Here is a 16,413-nt window from a genome sequence, read left to right as displayed (position 1 = left end):
CCCCCACCCCCACGGCCCCCTGGCTCATCGGCATCCTGCTCGCGTTCCTCGCGGTGGGGCTCGGGCTCTCCCTCAGCGCGGTGTCCGGCTGGCTGATCGTGCGCGCGAGCGTCGAGGAGTACATCATGTACCTGCTCGTCGCGATCGTCGGCGTGCGGTTCTTCGGCATCGGGCGGTCGATCGCGCGGTATGCCGAGCGGCTGTTCACCCACGAGGCCGCGTTCCGGATGGTCGACGCGCTGCGTCTGCGACTGTGGCACGCGATCGCCGCGCGCGGGGCCGGGTCGCGCCGCCTGCTCGAGGGCGGATCGCCCGTCGACTACCTCGTTGTGCTCGCCGACGAGCTGCGCGACCTGCTGCCGCGCGTGATCCCGCCGCTCGTCGTCGGCGTGCTGTCGATCGTCGGCGTGACGATCACCACGGCCTTCGTCCTTCCGCAGCTCGTTGTGCCGGTGCTCGCGACCCTCGTCGCCGCCGCGGGGATCGGCGCGGCCCTCGCGATCGGCGCCGCACGCAGCGCCCAGCGGACGAGGATCACCCAGCGCTCGGCGCTGGTGCGCGGTACGGCCGCCCTGAGCTCCGCGGCCGATGACCTGCGCGCGAACGGGGTCGCCGACCGCGCGCTGGCCGTGCTCGCCGACGCCGATGCGCGCCTCGCCCGCGCGGAGCGCCGTGTCTCGTGGGGTGCCGGCCTGGGGACGGCCGTCGTCGTGCTCGCCACCACGCTGCTCGCCGTCACGACACCGCTGCTGTCCGGGGGATCTCCCGCCGAGCTCGCGTGCGTCATCGCGCTGCTCGCGTTGGCCGCCCTCGAGCCGCTGGCCGACCTCGTCGCCGCCGCGCACCGCCTGCCGGCGCTCGGCGCCGTGCGGAGCCGGATCGCTCCCCTGCTCGAGGAGCCGCCCGTCGCGGTCTCGGGCACGGCGGTGCCGGCAGGCCCGATCCGCGAGCTCGCACTGGACGGCCTCGCGGCCCGGCATGGGGAGACGGACGTGTTCGCCGGGCTCGACGGCGTCGCGCGCGCCGGCGAGTGGCTGGTGGTCGAGGGGCCGAGCGGATCCGGCAAGTCGACCCTGCTCTCGATCGTGATGGGCGCGCTGCCGGCGGCGAGCGGATCCGTCCGCGTCGACGGCGTCCCGCTCACCGAACTCGACGCCGCGGCCTGGCGCACCCGCATCGCGTGGTGCCCGCAGGACGCGTACGTGTTCGACTCGACGCTGCGCGGCAACCTGCTGCTGGCCCGCCCGCGCACCGACCGCCCCTCCGACGCGGAGATGACCGAGGTGCTGGAACGCGTCGGCCTCGGCCCGCTGCTGCGCACCCTCCCGCGCGGGCTCGACACCCGCGTCGGCGCGGGCGGGTCGGCGCTGTCCGGTGGCGAGCGCCAGCGCCTCGCGGTCGCGCGTGCCCTGCTGACGCGGGCTCAGGTCATCCTGCTCGACGAGCCGACGGCGCACCTCGACGCGCCGACCGCCGCCGCGATGATGGCCGACATCCGCCGCGCCACGACCGACCGCGTCGTGCTGCTCGTCTCGCACCGCGCCGACGACCGGCGCCCCGGCGACCGCGTGCTCGCGCTGCGCTGACTCCTACCGTGCGACGCCCGGCGCGTTTCGACTCCTCGCTTCGCTCGTCGCTCAACGAACAATGGTGGGTCGACGCTCGTCACCCCCTCGCTCGTTGAGCGAGCGAAGCGAGTCGAAACGCCCAGACAACGCACTTGTCCGACGCGAGGCGACGCCCGGCGCGTTTCGACTCCTCGCTTCGCTCGTCGCTCAACGAACAATGGTGGGTCGACGCTCGTCGCTCAACGACCGGAGGTGGGGCTTCGCTCGTCGCTCAGCGAACGAGCGGGGAAGGGTCAGGCCTGGTCGTCGCCGAAGACCTCGGTCGCGATGCGGAAGGCCGTGTTCGCGGCGGGGACGCCCGAGTAGATCGCCGACTGCAGGATGACCTCGCGGATCTCGTCCACGGTGAGGCCGTTGCGCAGGGCCGCGCGCAGGTGCATCGCGAGCTCCTCGTGGTGCCCGTGCGCGATGAGCGACGACAGCACCGCGACCGAACGCGATCGGCGGTCGAGGCCGGGACGCGACCAGACATCGCCCCACGCGACGCGCGTGATGAAGTCCTGGAAGTCGGCCGTCAGCTCGGTCTGGTTCGCGGTGGCGCGGTCGACGTGCGCGTCCGAGAGCACCTCGCGGCGCACGGCCATCCCCTGGTCGTAGCGCTCCTCATCCGACAGACCGGATCCGGCGGGCCTGGTCATCGCGCGCTCCGGAAGAAGTCGCCGAGCACCGCGGCGACCTCGTCGGGGTACTCGGCGGGCGCGAGGTGCGAAGCCCCGTCGATCCGCGCCATCCTGCCGTCGCGGACTCCGTCGGCGATCGTCCGTGCGTGCTCCTCGGGCGAGACGCCGTCGTGCTCGCCGTAGACCGCGAGCACGGGAGTCGCGATCTCGCCCAGCCGGGCCGTCACGTCGTAGGCGGCGAGCGCATCGCAGCTCAGCGCGTAGCTCGCGTCGTCGGCGTCGCGCAGCGCGTGGAGCAGGCGGCCGGTGAGCACCGGGCGCCGCTCGATCGATCCGGGCGCGAACCAGCGCTGGGCGGATCCGACGACCAGCGACGCGGTCCCCTGCGTGCGCACCTGCGCGGCGCGCTCGGCCCACATCTCGGGCTCGCCGAACTTCGGCGAGGCGCACACGATCGCGGCGGCCGAGACGACATCCGGATGCCGCAGCAGCAGCTCGAGACCCGTCGCGCCGCCGAGCGAGACGCCGGCGTAGAGGGCGGGTGCACCGAGGTCGCGGATGCCCGCGGCGAGCGCGTCGGCGAGCTCGCCGATCGTGAACGGCTCCGTCGCCGGCTTCGCGGCGCCGTGGCCCGGGAGGTCCCAGGTCACCACCCGGAAGCTGTCGGCGAGGTGGGGGACGACGTCCTCCCACAGAATGGTCGAGGTGCCGAGGGAGGGACCGAGGACGAGAAGGGGCGCGCCGTCGGGCCCGACCGGGGCCGTGAACGCAAGCGTCGGCGTTGTCACGTGTCTTCCTCTCCCGAGCTGAAGTGGTCGGCGAACGGATCGAACCCGCGCGGCCGGGGCGGGGGCAGGCGCGAGCCGTCGTCGAACGGATCGTACGGCCCCGGAACGTCGTGCGACACCGGGGCGGTCGGATCGACGACCTCGACGTGCGGCGGGTCGCCGAGGTCGCCGTCGACGAGACGGGCGGCCAGGCCCGTGTACGCCGCGGGGTCGAGCAGTTCGTCGAGCCCCGTGGGCAGGGCGGTGTTCGCGTCGTCGAGCGCGCTGTGGACGAGCAGCGCCAGGTCGCCGCCGAGGGCGGCGCTCCGGACGATGTCGGCGACGCGCTCGGCGCCGAGGATCGGCCCGAGGACGATCGAGAGCCGCTCCGAGATGACCAGACCGCGGGTCGACGCGAGGTTGCGGGCGATCGCGCTCGAATCGGCGTGCAGGCCGTCGGCGAGGTCAGCCGCGTGCGCCGCAGCGCCCAGGGCGAGGCGCAGCAGTTCGCGCAGCGTCGGCCACTCGGCGTGCCAGGCGCCGTCGGGGCGCTCGTCGACGGCGAGCGCCGCGGCGGTGTGCAGCGCGGCGCCGAGGTGCGGGGCGCGGATCGCGGCCGAGCGGATCAGCACCGAGCGGGCGGGATTCTGCTTGTGCGGCATCGCCGAGGATCCGCCGCCGGATGACTCCGCGAGCTCGCCGATCTCGGTGCGCGACAGGGTGGCGACGTCCGCGGCGAGCACGCCGAGCGCATCCAGCGCCTGCACGAGTGCGTCGCCGAGCTCGGTGACGGGCCAGCGGGATGTGTGCCACGGCGCGTCCGGCGCGGCGAGGCCCGTCGCGTCGGCGAACGCGCCGGGCAGGCTCGCCGCGCGGTCGGGGCCGAGGATCTCGACGAAGGACGCGAGCGTGCCGCCGGCACCGCCGAGCTGCGCGGGAAGGGAGTCGCGCGCGCCGGCGAGGCGCCCGCGGGCGCGACGGATGCCCCGCAGCCAGTTGGCCGCGCGCAGGCCCGTGGTGGTCGGCACGGCGTGCTGCGTGAGGGTGCGGGCCGCGGCGACCTCGTCGCGGTGCTCGCGCGCGAACCGCTCGAGCGCATCGGCCGTGGCGTCGAGCCCCGCGAGCACGTGGCCCGCGGCATCCTTCGCGACGATCATCAGCGCGGTGTCGAGGATGTCCTGGCTCGTCGCGCCGCGGTGAACCCACGGCTTCGCGAGCGGCCCCGCGATGCGGCGCAGGTGCGTCACGAGCGGGATGACCGGGTTGCCGCCGGCCACCGCGGCGAGCGCGAGCGCCCGCACCAGCGCCGCGTTCTCCGGAGATGCCGCGCTCTCCGGAGCGGATCCGCGATCCGGATCCGGCGAAGCCGGCATCTCCGTCGAAGCCGTACGCAGCCCGCGCGCCTGGTCGAGCAGCGCGGCGCGGTCGGGCGCGTGGTCGAGGCCCCCGACGGCGCCGTACGCCTCGATCAGCGCGACCTCGGCGGTCACCAGCGCAGCGAGCACCGCGGCGTCCATGATGGGTCCCTCGTGTCCGGCTGTCACCGGCGAGAGAAGCCCCAGATCGAGGTCGCCGGCGGCGGGCACGTCAGAACTCAAGGAACACGGTCTCCTTCTCACCTTGCAGGTGGATGTCGTGGCGAAGGTACCCGTCGGAGGTGCGCGTGGCGGTGAGCGACGCGCGCTCCGCCTCGCTCAGCCCGGAGAGGAACGGATCCGCGGCGCGAAGTTCGTCGTGTTCGGGAAGGTAGATGCGGGTGTGCAGCTTGTCGGGAAGGCCGCGGGCGAACACGACGGCGGCGATGAACGGCGCCCTGCCGCCGATCGGCCCGGGGTTGCGCGTCCAGAAGTGGTAGCGCCCGTCGTCGGTCGTCATCGTGCGGCCGAAGCCGGTGAACGAGAAGCCGTCGCGCTTCAGCGAGCCGCGTGCATCCGGGATCGACCCGTCGACGTCGGCGCCGAAGATCTCGATCACGGCGTCGGGGATGGGGGCGCCGGCCCCGTCGTACACGGTGCCCGACAGGACGATCGCGCCGGGGCTGTGCGGGAACGCGACCTCGTTCATCCGCTCGTACTCGAGGCCGAATGCGAAGAACGGGCCGACGGTCTGGCCGGCCGTGGGGTCCAGGACCTTCTCACCGCGCGGCATCAGTGCTCTCCCTCTTCCGGCTCGAACCAGGTGGCATCCGGACCGTCGACGACGATGTCCCAGCGGTAGCCCATGGAGAACTCGGGCACCGTCAGGTCGTGGTCGTACGCCGCGATCATCCGCTCGCGGTCCTTCTGATCCCGGATCGTGTTGTAGATCGGATCGAGCGGGAACAGCGGATCTCCCGGGAAGTACATCTGCGTGATGATGCGCTGCGTGAAGCCCGAGCCGAAGACCGAGAAGTGGATGTGGGCGGGCCGCCACGCGTTGATGTGGTTCTTCCACGGGTACGCGCCAGGCTTGATCGTCGTGAAGTGGTACTCGCCGGCGTCGTTCGTGATGGTGCGACCGGCGCCGGTGAAGTTCGGGTCGAGCGGGGCCGGGTGCTGATCGCGCTGATGGATGTAGCGTCCCGCCGCATTCGCCTGCCAGATCTCGATGAGCTGGTTGCGGATGGGGCGTCCCCAGCTGTCGAGGAGGCGGCCGGAGATCGTCATCCGCTCGCCCTGCGGCTCGCCCGAGTGCTGGAGCGTGAGGTCGGACTCGATGGCCGCGACGTCGCGCTGGCCGAACGCCGGGGAGTACAGCTCGATCGTCTCGGGGTCGACGAGCTTCGGGTTCTTCGTGGGATGGCGCAGGATGCTCGACCGGTAGGGAGCGAAATCGCGGATCGTCCTGGGCAGGGTCTCGCCGTCGGCGACGCGCTGCCCGTACTGCGCGTGAAGGTCCTGGATCTCGCGGGTGATCTGGGCCTGGGGCGGGAAGTCGGCCGAGCGCAGAAGCGACTCGGGCGCGGCCGCCTCGGAGGCGGTGTCGGTCATGACGTCTCCTTCGACGAGAGGTCGTCTCAGGGTGACATCGGGCAGGAATGCCCTTTCGTGCGATTCCCATTCAGTGGGACTCTCGGGTCGGTTTCTCCCACAAGGTGAGAGTGTCCGAAAGCCGTCAGAAGGCGCGCAGCGCCCGGCCGAGGTCGGCCGCCGTCTGCGTCACGAGGGCTCCGAGGCGACGGGTGTCGGCCCCGTCGATCCGCGTCACCACACCCAGCGCCGTGGGAGGCAGGCCGGCCACCGAGCCGACCGGCGCGGCGACCGAGACGTTGCCGAGGGTCATCTCCTCGCGCGTCGTCGCATAGCCCCGAGCGCGGGCGCGGTCGACCTCGGCGCGCACCGCCTCGGGCTCGGTGATGGAGTGCATGGTCTCGCGCTCCAGCGGCTGCGACAGGAACCTGTCGAGCCAGTCGCCGGTCTGCGTGGCGAGCAGCGCCTTTCCCACGCCCGTGGTGTGAAGCGGCTGGCGGCCGCCCATCCTGCTCAGCGTCGGGATCGACGAGCGTCCCGTGAGGCGCCCGACGTACAGCGCCGTCGCCCGCTCGGGCGCCGGCGCATCCAGCACGGCGAGGTGCACGTTCTCGCCCGTCGCCTCGTACAGCCGCGACATGTACGGCAGCGCGGTCTCGCGCAGACGCAGCGAGAGCGGCGACAGCTCGCCGAGCTCCCACAGGCGAGCGCCCACGGCGTAGCGGCGCCCGGGGGTGCGCGAGAGCAGACCGAGCTCCAGCATCTGCGCCAGGATCCGGTGCAGCGTCGAGGAGGACAGCCCGGTCAGCGCACCGAGGCGCGAGGCGGAGAGCTCCGGCTCGTCCGCGGTGAAGCAGCTCAGGATCCGCATGGTTCGCGCGAGCATCCCGTCGGCATCGACAGCCGTCGGCGCGATCTGAATGGTGTCAGTAATCGTGACGGTCGACATGGAGTAACCGTAGCCAGGGCCCATCCGATCCCAGCAGGGGGTTGACGTTTGGCACTTGCCCCGCAAGCCGGTATCTCGGTGTGCGGGACTCCGGACCGCCGCCCGCAGTCCCTCGGGACGCCGCCGGAATGCCGCCGATCCGCGTCAGAACAGGGATCGCGGGGCCATCCGGCTACGATCGACGGATGCGGATCGACGGCTTCACCGACCACGCCTGCCTGATCGTCTCCGGGCCCGACAAGGAGGGGATCGTCGCGGCCGTGACGGCCCTGCTCGCCCGCCACGGCGGCAACATCGTCTCGCTCGACCAGCACTCCACCGACCCGATCGGCGGCGACTTCTTCCAGCGCGTCGTCTTCCACCGCGAGGGCCTCGGCGAGAGCCTCGGCGAGCTCGAGGCCGACCTGGCGAGCACCCTCGAGCCGCTCGGGATGACCTGGATCCTGCGCGACGTGTCCATCCCGAAGCGGATGGCGATCCTCGCCTCGATCGAGGACCACTGCCTGCTCGATCTGCTCTGGCGCCACCGTCGCGGGTCGCTGCCCGTGGAGATCCCGCTCGTCATCTCGAACCACACCCACACGGCCGAGGACGTCGCCGCATTCGGCGTTCCGTTCGTCCACGTGCCGTCGCAGAAGGGCCAGGATAAGAGCGAGTCGGAGGCACAGATCCTGCGCCACCTCGCCGAGGCCGACGTCGACTTCGTTGTGCTCGCCCGTTACATGCAGATCCTGTCGGGCGATTTCCTGCAGAAGGTCGGCGTGCCGGTCATCAACATCCACCACTCGTTCCTGCCGGCCTTCATCGGCGCCAACCCGTACCAGAAGGCGAAGGACCGGGGCGTGAAGCTGATCGGGGCGACCGCTCACTACGTGACCGAGGACCTGGATGAGGGCCCGATCATCGAGCAGGATGTCGTGCGCGTCACGCACGCCGACAGCACCCCCGAGCTGCGCCGCCGCGGCGCCGACGTCGAGCGCGCGGTGCTCTCGCGCGCCGTGCTCTGGCACGCGCAGGACCGCGTGATCCGCAGCGGCAACCACACGATCGTCTTCTAGGGGCGGCTCGCAGGCTCGCGCGACGGCTTCGACTGCGTTCGCTGGCGCTCACCGCTCACCCCGTTTCGACTGCGTTCGCAAGCTCACTCCGCTCAACGACCGGTGAGGTGTCACCCCCCACCCGGTCGTTGAGCGAGCGCCAGCGAGTCGAAACGGTCCAAGCGTCCCGGCGGCCTGCACCGGATCAGCGCGCGGGCTGCAGCTCCGCCTCCGCGAGCGGCGTCTCGATGAGCACCTCGGTCGCGGGGGCCGCGGCCGGGCGCGACATCAGCGCGATGACGGCGGCGACCGCGGCGAGCACCGCCAGCACCAGGAAGCCGGTGGTGTAGCCCTGCTCGCTGGGCTGACCGCCGGCGGTCCCGGCCGATCCGGTGATGATCGCGGTCGTGAGCGCCGTGCCCACGGCCGAGCCGATCGTCCGCAGGTTAGTGTTCATGCCACCGGCGACCCCGGTCTGGTGCGCCGGGACGCTGCCGATCACGAGGTTCGTCAGCGCGGCGAACGTGACACCGAGGCCCAGGCCGAACACCGCGGCCTCCACGGTGAGCAGCACCAGGCTGCCGTGGAGCAGCGCGATGCCCGCGGTGGCCAGCGAGATGAGCGCCGTGCCGGCGACGAGCTGCGCGCGCAGCGACAGGATGCGCGTGAGCGGTCCGGTCAGGAAGCCCGCCAGGGCCATCAGCACGAGCATCGGCAGCATCACGAGGCCGGCGGTGGTGACCGTGCCGCCGAAGCCGTAGCCGGTCGAGACCGGCTCCTGGATGAACCGGGCGAAGAAGCCCACACGCCGAACATCGCCGCGCCGACGAGGATCGCGGCCACGTTCGCGTTCCAGACGCCCGGCAGACGCATCATCCGGACGTCCACGAGCGGCTCGGCGGCGCGCAGTTCGACGGTGATCCAGGCGGCGAGCAGCACGGCCGCCAGGGCGAACAGGCCGATCACCAGCGGCGACCCCCAGCCCCAGGCCGAGCCGGTGCTGAGCGGCAGCAGCAGCGCGACGAGCCAGCCGGACAGCAGGATCGCGGAGGGCACGTTGATCCGTCCGACCCCGACGCGGTCGGCGGCGGGCACCCCGCGCAGCACGAGGATCGCGCCGATCGTCACGCCGGCGAGCGGCACGATGAACAGCCCGCGCCAGCCGATGGCGGTCGCGAGGGGTCCGGCGAACACCGTGCCGATACCGGAGCCGACCGCGAGCAGGGCCGACAGGATGCCGATTCCACCCGCGACGCGCTCGCGAGGCAGGACGTCGCGCACGAGCCCGAAGCCGAGCGGGAACATCGCGCCGCCGATTCCCTGGAGCGCGCGTCCGACGAGCAGCGTGCCGAGGTTCGGGGCGAGGGCGGCGACGATGCTTCCGACGGCGACGCCCGCGAGGGCGACGAGGAAGATGCGGCGCTTTCCGTACAGGTCGCCCGCGCGACCCAGCAGCGGAGTGGCCACCGCGGCGACGATGAGCCAGGTGGTGAGGGCCCAGGTGACGCCGACGGCGTCGGTGCGGAGATCGGTCTGCATGATCGGCAGGACCGGGACGAGCAGCGACTGGAGCGACGCGAAGGAGCCGATGGAGACGCCGAGCGCGGTGAGCGCCTGGCGGGGCGTTGTCGTGCGGGGTTCGGCCGCGCGGCGGCGGGCGACGCGGCGGATCGCGAGCGGAGCGCGCAGCGGCGCGGGTGCGCTCTTGCGGCGCGGAGTGCGAGTGACAGGGGTGCGCATGAAGGTGCCGTCCGTTCTGAGCAGAGGGGTGTGAGAACCTCAGGATCGGGGCTAAAATGGAGGAAGGCTCCGTTCGGAGGATTCCTCCGGTTACGTTACCGGAGGGTGCCTCCGGTTTGCAAGCCGCTACTGTCGATATCTGTCGACGCGTCGGAGACGCACCCCACGGACCGGAAGGAGGGGAGATGTCGATTCAGACCGAGGACGCCCCGCTTCCCGCCTGGACCGGTGTACAGCGCCCGCAGCGCGCGGACGCGCGGCGGAACTTCGATGCGCTCCTCAGCGCCGGACGGGACGCGTTCGCCGAGCACGGCCCCGGCGCCTCGCTCGAGGACATCGCGCGGCGCGCGGGCGTCGGCATCGGAACGCTCTACCGCAACTTCCCCACGCGCGACGCGCTGATCGAGGCCGTCTACGTGGCCGAGGTCGAGAAGCTCGTCGCCGCGGCCGACGACGTCGCCGGGCTCGAGCCGTGGTCGGCGATCGAGCAGTGGGTGCAGCACTTCATCGGCTTCATCGGCACGAAGAAAGCCCTGATCACGAGCCTCAACCGCGAGACGGATGCGCTCATCAGCTGCCGCGGCGCGATGTACAACGCCGGCGCTCCCCTGCTCGTCCGCGCGCAGGATGCGGGGATCGTCCGCGACGACGTCTCGATCGAGGACGTCATCCGGCTGATCTCGGGTGTCGCCGGGGTCGCCTACGCGGACGAGGCGCAGCGCGCCCGCGTCACCGGCCTCGCGCTCGACGGCCTCCGCACGCGCTGACGCACCCCAGACCGCACGATAGAGTCGCGGCTCGTGGGCGATGACGCGCGGACCGTGACCGAGGAGCGCACCGAGCGCCGCGTCTCGCTCGGCTTCCTGCTGCTGACGCTCTGCCTGATCGCGGTCAACATGCGCGCGACGATCACCGGGATCGGCCCGCTGCTCGAGCAGCTGACGGCCGACACGGGGGCGCCCCTCGCCACGCTCAGCGCGCTGACCTCGGTGCCGCTCGTCGCCTGGGCGCTGTGCTCGCCGCTCGCGCACACCGCAGCGCAGCGGTGGGGCATCAACCGGGTGCTGACCGTCTCGCTCGTCCTGCTCACGGCGGGCACGGTCATCCGGTCGTTGCCCTTCGTGTCCGCCGAGGGCTGGCCGGTCGCGACGCTCTGGATCGGCACGGCCGTCATCGGCGTGGCGCTCGCGGCCGCGAACGTGCTGCTTCCGGCGGTCGTGAAGCAGTCGTTCGGCACGCGCGTGCCTCTGGTCACCGCGATCTACACGGCACTGCTCGCGGGCTGCGGCGCGCTCGGGTCCGGCCTCGTCGTTCCGATCTCGCACGTCGAGACCGGCGGCTCGCCGTGGGGCTGGCGGATCGCCCTGATCGCCGTGTGCGCGACGCTGCCTGTCGCGGCCGTGCTCTGGATGATCCACCACCGGCGGTCGGGGCACGGTCGCGGCGAGCGCCGCGCGGCCGGAGCCTCCCGCGGACCCAGCGTCTGGGGCGACAGCGTGGCGTGGCAGGTGGGCGCGTACTTCGGAGTGCAGGCGTCGCTGTTCTACGTGCTGCTGACGTGGATCGCACCGATGGCGATCTCGTACGGCCGGGGCGAGGCGCAGGCGGGCGTGGACACCATGATGTTCCAGCTGACGGGCGTGATCAGCTCCCTCGCGCTGCCCGCGGCGCTGCGGGGGCGCCTGGAGCGCTGGGTGCCGGCCCTGCTGCCGGCGCTCGCCCTCGTCGCGGTCGCGGGGATGATCCTGGCCCCCGGCGGCATCCTGTGGTGGGGGATGCTCGCGGGACTCACCAGCGGATCCTCGCTCGCCATGTCGCTGACGCTCATGGCCTCGCGGGCCCGCGACCACCACACGGCATCGGCCCTGTCGGGAATGGGACAGTCGGTGGGCTACGCGTTCGCGGCGTTCCCTCCGATCGTGTTCGGCCTGCTGCACACCGCCGTCGGCGGCTGGGTCGCGCCCCTCGCGTTCAGCGGCCTGCTGCTCGTCGCCCAGGTGCTGCTCGGCCTGCTGGTCGGCCGCGACCGCTACGTGCTCGACCGCTGAGAGCGCAGCGGCCCCGTCACATACCTGGGCCGCGCGTGTATCAGGATCGCGGCCGGTGGCTCTGACACCTCGAGACCCGCCGTCGCCGCCGGGTGCCATCCCATCCCCCGGAGGTGCCATGCGACGCGATGCGCCGATCGAGTTCGCCTCCCGGCGGCGGCGGCCCGGTCATTCGAGCTCGGCAATGACGCTCCTCGTGGTGATCGCCACGATCGGCATCGTGGCGTATGCGGGCTTCCTGCTCGATCCCCGTCACCGCGGCGACTGGATCCCGTACATCCTCGTGATCGCGGCCGAGACGATCCTCATCTGCCACGCGCTGCTGTCGATGTGGACGATCCTCGCCGGCGGCGGGGATCCGCGCGACTTCGCGTACCACGTGGCGCAGGGCCGGCTGCTGACGCGCGAGTCCCGGGGCGACGACACCATCCGGCTGCACGGGAAGGAGGTGCTCGTCGACGTCTTCGTGACGGTCTACGGCGAGGACCTCGACACCGTGCGGCGAACGGTGACCGCGGCGGTCGCGCTGCGGGGCAGGCACCGCACGTGGGTGCTCGACGACGGCCACTCGGATGAGGTGCGCGCGATGGCCGCCGAGACCGGGGCCTGGTACGTGCGCCGCCTGACCTCGACCGGCGCGAAGGCGGGGAACATCAACCACGCCCTGTCCCTCGCGAAGGGCGACTTCTTCGTCATCTTCGACGCCGACTTCGTGCCGTCGCGGCAGTTCCTGTTCGAGACGCTGCCGTTCTTCGCCGACGAGTCGGTCGCCTTCGTGCAGACGCCGCAGGCCTATGGCAACCTCCACACGGTCATCGCCCGGGGCGCGGCCTACATGCAGACGGTCTTCTACCGCTTCATCCAACCCGGACGGAATCGCTTCAACGCGGCGATGTGCGTGGGCACGAACGTGGTGTTCCGGCGCACCGCGATCGACGAAATCGGCGGGATGCACACCGACTCCAAGTCGGAGGACGTGTGGACCTCGATCCTGCTGCATGAGCGCGGCTGGCGCTCGGTGTTCCTTCGGGACGTGCTCGCGATCGGCGAGGCGCCCGAGACGATCGAGGCCTACAGCAGACAGCAGCTGCGCTGGGCGACCGGCGGCTTCGAGATCCTGTTTCAGCACAACCCGCTGAGCCCACGCCGGCGCCTCACGGTGGATCAGCGGATCCAGTACTTCGTCACGGCGACGTTCTACCTCACGGGCATCTGTCCGCTCCTGCTGCTGGTGGTGCCGCCGCTCGAGATCTACTTCGAGCTGCGCCCGATGCACCTCGACATCACGGTGCTGACGTGGCTGCTCTACTACGCCGGCTTCTACGTGCTGCAGATCGGACTCGCGTGGTTCGCGGTCGGATCCTTCCGGTGGGAGACGCTCACCCTCGCGACCGTGTCGTTCCCGATCTACACGAAGGCGCTCGTCAACGTGATCGCCGGACGCGACGAGGGATGGCACGTCACCGGGCGGTCGACGACCCGCTCGCCCTTCAACTTCATCATCCCGCAGACGCTCTTCCTTGTCTTCCTCGCGCTCACGACGCTGGTGGGCATCTGGCGCGACATCGACAACGGCACTCCCACCCTCGCGACCGCCTGGAACGCGACCAACACGGTCATCCTCGCGGCGTTCATCGCGACCGCCTGGCACGAGGCGCGCGCCGGCATCCGGCGCACCGGCGTCGTCGCGATCGAGGCCGAGACCGAATCCGCGCCGCTGACCGTGATCGCGCGCCCGCCGGCACCGGAGCCCGTGCGCCCCGCGGCCGCCTCGGTGGCGCCCGCGAACTCCCCGCTGCGGGTCGGGGCGGGCGCGCCGCTGGCGGCCGCGCCCCCGGTCGACGCCCGGAGACTGAGCCGCGCCGACATCAGAGCCAGGCGGCGAGCGCTGGGAGGCAGGACATGACCTGGGCCAACCGACTCCGGCTGCTGCTGGGCCTGATCGTCACGCTGGCGATCGTCGCCGCGTGCACGTACGTCTTCACGCAGCGCCAGCAGAGCGCCGTGAGCACCACCGCGACGATCATCGCACAGGAGTATCCCGTGGGCACCGACTACGGCGGTCTCGTCGTGAAGGAGCACGTGCAGGAGGGCGACGTCGTGCGCGCAGGCGACGCGCTGTTCGACGTGCAGAGCCTGCAGCTTCAGCGCGACGTGGCCACGGGGATCGTCGCCGGCACCACCGGCTCGGAGCGCGTCACGCCCGAGGGGGTGTCGACCGTTGTGGCGAGCGTCGACGGCATCGTCGCCGACGTCGGCGTCGCGCAGGGCGGCTACGCCCAGGCCGGTGGCCTGCTGGCGGTGATCCACCGCGCCAACTCGCTGCGCGTCGAGGCCTCGTTCGTGCTGACACCGCGCGACTACGCGCGCATCGCCGCGGGAAGCCCCGCGGAGATCCGGCTGCCCGATCAGACCACAATGCCGGGCACCGTCACCCACATCGACGTCGCCACCCTCGACGGCCAGGCGCTCACGAAGGTGCAGGTCGTCAGCGCCGCGCTCGGGGACGGGCCCGCCACGGGCCTGCGTCAGCCCGGAACCCCGCTCTCGGTCACCGTCACGCTGCGGGACGACGGCCCGCTGTCCGGCGTGGTCGTCGCGGTCGAAGACCTGCTGCGACGGATCGGGCTCTGATGCGCACGCCCCGCCGCGCGACCGCCGCGGCGGCGCTGCTGCCTCTGCTGGCCCTCTGCGCCTGCGTCGGAGGGGGTCCGGTCGCCGCGGACCCCGAGGACGGGCCGGCGACGGCCGACTGGGCCACCCCGGACGCGATCGGGCACGCCCCCGAGTTGCCGGTGCAGAGGATCTCGGACGTCGCACCCTCGCGACTGGCCGACGGCCTGCTGCCGCCGACGAACCGGTGGTTCTCGGGGCTTGTGTTCGGCGCCGAGCCGCAGACGGTCCATCCGTATCCCCTCGCCTTCCGCCTCACCGACTCGGGCTTCGCGTTCGACCTGCCGGAGGTCGTCGCCTCGGCGGACGCGATCCTCGCGCCCTTCGACGGCGGAATCACCGTCGACGCCGGCGCGACCGGGGCCGAGGTGGTGCGCTACGACGAGGTGTCCGTGACGATCCGGCTCTCGGACGACGACGGCGCGATCGGCGACCTCACCCTCGCGGAGGGATGGCCCGTCGTCGCCTTCACCGCCGCGCGCGAGACGGCGCTCGGCATCGACAAGCCGCTGACCGCGTACGGCGACGACCTGTGGACGACCGCCGCCGACGACGTCGTCTACGGCCTCACCGCCCCCGGGGCCGGCGTCGACGGCGGCACCGTGACGATCGCCGCGGGCTCCACCGCGCAATGGTGGCCGGTGCCACACGGGGCCGCCCCCGAGGACTGGGCCGCGGCGATCGGCGACCCCGTCACCGGCGTCGAGACGGAGTACGCGCTCACCGACGAGGCGGCCCTCACCCGGCTGACGTACGAGGGCACCGACCGCACGATCGTCGTGCCGTTCCCGGGGAGCGGATCCGACGACGGCTGCACGAGCGGGGCGTACGAGACGGCCTTCGGCGCGGCGGCGGCCTGCCGGGCGACGACCCTCTCGTGGGGCGTGCCGCGCATGCGCCCCGCCGCGGGCTTCGACCTCCCGGACTCGGCCGACCTGGAGGGCATCCGCGCCCAGCTGGCGGAGGATCTCGCGGCGACGCTCCCCACGGCCGCCGACACGTACTTCGGCGGGAAGGGGCTCGCCCGCCTGGCGTCGCTGCTGCTGCTCGCCCGCTCCCTCGGCGACCGGCCGCTCGAGGACGAGGCTACGGCGCTGCTCGAGCGCGAGCTCGGCCCCTGGACGGACCCGGATGGCTGCGTTCTGCGCGCGGAGCGCTGCCTCGCCTACGACGATCGGCTGCACCTGGTGGTCGGCCGGGCACCGTCCTTCGGCTCGGAGGAGGGCAACGACCACCACTTCCACTACGGCTACTTCCTGTTCGCCGCGACGGCGCTCGCGGAGGCGAGGCCCGGCGCGCTCGAGCGGCTGACCCCCGCGATGGATGCCCTCGCCGCCGACATCGCGGGAGGGGCACAGGATGCGCTTCCCGCCCTGCGGACGTTCGACGCCTACCGCGGGCACTCGTGGGCATCCGGCACGGCCCCGTTCGCCGACGGCAACAACCAGGAGTCGTCCTCCGAGGCCGTCGCCGCCTGGAACGGCCTCGCCCTGTGGGCGGCCGTCCGCGGCGACGACGCCCTGCGCGCGCGGGCCGAGTGGCTGCTGTCGGCCGAGGCGCACGCCGCCCGCTCCCTCTGGCTCGAGCCGGATGGCCTCCCGGCGCCCTACGCGCACGGCATCGTGTCGCTCACCTGGGGCGGAAAGCGCGACTACGCGACGTGGTTCAGCCCCGAGCCCTCGGCCATCCTCGGCATCCAGCTGCTGCCCGTCGGCCCGGTCGGGCTGCAGTACCTCGGGCAGGATCCCGAGCGTGTGGCGGCGAACGTCGCGGCGGCCGGCGGCGAGGCGGCGTTCTCCGGCGAGCTCGGCGAGTACGTGCTGCTGTATTCGGCGCTCGCGGGCGACGAGGAGCGGGCGCGGGCGGCCGCTCTGGTGCGCGAATGGGATCCGGCCGACCTCGACGACGGCCTGGCCGCATCCGTCGCGATGGCGTGGCTCGCCGCCATCGGGCGCGACTGACCGGGAATCCGTCGTCACCTATGGACATTCCCTATCGCCATA

15 protein-coding genes are annotated in these 16,413 nt (G+C 72.5%); 7 read left to right on the top strand and 8 right to left on the bottom strand.

Going from position 1 to position 16,413, the window contains the following annotated elements:
- Positions 1-1,586, top strand: a 1,586-nt coding sequence (cydC, locus tag IR155_RS11395) for a thiol reductant ABC exporter subunit CydC (protein ID WP_135114942.1), incomplete at its 5' end; no start/stop codon positions are given.
- Between the two features lie 275 nt (positions 1,587-1,861).
- Here cydC and pcaC read toward each other — a convergent pair.
- From pcaC to IR155_RS11365, 6 genes are all read right to left on the bottom strand, one after another.
- Entirely contained in the window at positions 1,862-2,266 is a 405-nt protein-coding gene (pcaC, locus tag IR155_RS11390; protein WP_135114941.1) for a 4-carboxymuconolactone decarboxylase, read from the bottom strand.
- Positions 2,263-3,036, bottom strand: coding sequence for an alpha/beta fold hydrolase (locus IR155_RS11385; RefSeq protein ID WP_135114940.1), 774 nt, complete (start codon positions 3,034-3,036; stop codon positions 2,263-2,265). The genes pcaC and IR155_RS11385 overlap by 4 nt, the downstream gene beginning before the upstream one ends.
- Positions 3,033-4,613 (bottom strand): lyase family protein, encoded by a 1,581-nt coding sequence (locus IR155_RS11380; protein WP_228067070.1) that lies wholly within the window; start codon positions 4,611-4,613, stop codon positions 3,033-3,035. Before IR155_RS11380 ends, IR155_RS11385 begins: the two co-directional genes overlap by 4 nt.
- Entirely contained in the window at positions 4,603-5,163 is a 561-nt protein-coding gene (gene pcaG / locus IR155_RS11375) for a protocatechuate 3,4-dioxygenase subunit alpha (RefSeq protein WP_135114939.1), read from the bottom strand. The genes IR155_RS11380 and pcaG overlap by 11 nt, the downstream gene beginning before the upstream one ends.
- Positions 5,163-5,984 (bottom strand): protocatechuate 3,4-dioxygenase subunit beta, encoded by an 822-nt coding sequence (gene pcaH / locus IR155_RS11370; RefSeq protein WP_135114938.1) that lies wholly within the window; start codon positions 5,982-5,984, stop codon positions 5,163-5,165. The genes pcaG and pcaH overlap by 1 nt, the downstream gene beginning before the upstream one ends.
- A 124-nt stretch (positions 5,985-6,108) precedes the next feature.
- A complete protein-coding gene (locus IR155_RS11365) occupies positions 6,109-6,912 on the bottom strand; it encodes an IclR family transcriptional regulator (protein ID WP_135114937.1) in 804 nt (267 codons plus the stop codon).
- Positions 6,913-7,097: 185 nt separating this feature from the next.
- On the opposite strand from IR155_RS11365, the gene purU reads away from it, so the two are divergent.
- Positions 7,098-7,970: a formyltetrahydrofolate deformylase gene (gene purU, locus IR155_RS11360; protein ID WP_135114936.1), complete on the top strand. Its 873-nt coding sequence runs from the start codon at positions 7,098-7,100 to the stop codon at positions 7,968-7,970.
- A 184-nt stretch (positions 7,971-8,154) separates the two neighbouring features.
- On the opposite strand, the gene IR155_RS11355 is transcribed toward purU, so the two are convergent.
- Together IR155_RS11355 and IR155_RS11350 are read right to left on the bottom strand one after the other, a co-directional pair.
- Positions 8,155-8,754 (bottom strand): MFS transporter, encoded by a 600-nt coding sequence (locus IR155_RS11355; protein ID WP_135114935.1) that lies wholly within the window; start codon positions 8,752-8,754, stop codon positions 8,155-8,157.
- Complete coding sequence (locus tag IR155_RS11350) at positions 8,670-9,689, bottom strand: MFS transporter (protein WP_135114934.1); 1,020 nt, start codon at positions 9,687-9,689, stop codon at positions 8,670-8,672. The genes IR155_RS11355 and IR155_RS11350 overlap by 85 nt, the downstream gene beginning before the upstream one ends.
- A 185-nt stretch (positions 9,690-9,874) precedes the next feature.
- Here IR155_RS11350 and IR155_RS11345 point away from each other — a divergent pair, with 185 nt between their 5' ends.
- The 5 genes from IR155_RS11345 to IR155_RS11325 all read left to right on the top strand — a co-directional run bounded on the left by IR155_RS11345 (position 9,875) and on the right by IR155_RS11325 (position 16,371).
- The gene (locus tag IR155_RS11345) at positions 9,875-10,456 is read left to right on the top strand and encodes a TetR/AcrR family transcriptional regulator (RefSeq protein WP_135114933.1); all 582 of its coding nucleotides are present in this window, start codon (positions 9,875-9,877) and stop codon (positions 10,454-10,456) included.
- 33 nt (positions 10,457-10,489) lie between these two features.
- Positions 10,490-11,737: an MFS transporter gene (locus IR155_RS11340; RefSeq protein WP_233441188.1), complete on the top strand. Its 1,248-nt coding sequence runs from the start codon at positions 10,490-10,492 to the stop codon at positions 11,735-11,737.
- A gap of 184 nt (positions 11,738-11,921) precedes the next feature.
- Positions 11,922-13,643 (top strand): glycosyltransferase, encoded by a 1,722-nt coding sequence (locus IR155_RS11335; protein ID WP_228067068.1) that lies wholly within the window; start codon positions 11,922-11,924, stop codon positions 13,641-13,643.
- A complete protein-coding gene (locus tag IR155_RS11330; protein ID WP_135114931.1) occupies positions 13,640-14,371 on the top strand; it encodes an HlyD family efflux transporter periplasmic adaptor subunit in 732 nt (243 codons plus the stop codon). Before IR155_RS11335 ends, IR155_RS11330 begins: the two co-directional genes overlap by 4 nt.
- The gene (locus IR155_RS11325; protein WP_135114930.1) at positions 14,371-16,371 is read left to right on the top strand and encodes a glycosyl hydrolase; all 2,001 of its coding nucleotides are present in this window, start codon (positions 14,371-14,373) and stop codon (positions 16,369-16,371) included. The genes IR155_RS11330 and IR155_RS11325 overlap by 1 nt, the downstream gene beginning before the upstream one ends.
- The last annotated feature ends 42 nt before the right edge of the window (positions 16,372-16,413 follow it).

It is taken from the genome of Microbacterium paludicola (assembly GCF_015235415.1).
In the GTDB taxonomy this organism is placed as follows: Bacteria; Actinomycetota; Actinomycetes; order Actinomycetales; family Microbacteriaceae; genus Microbacterium; species Microbacterium paludicola.
This window is presented reverse-complemented; position numbering and strand designations above follow the sequence as displayed.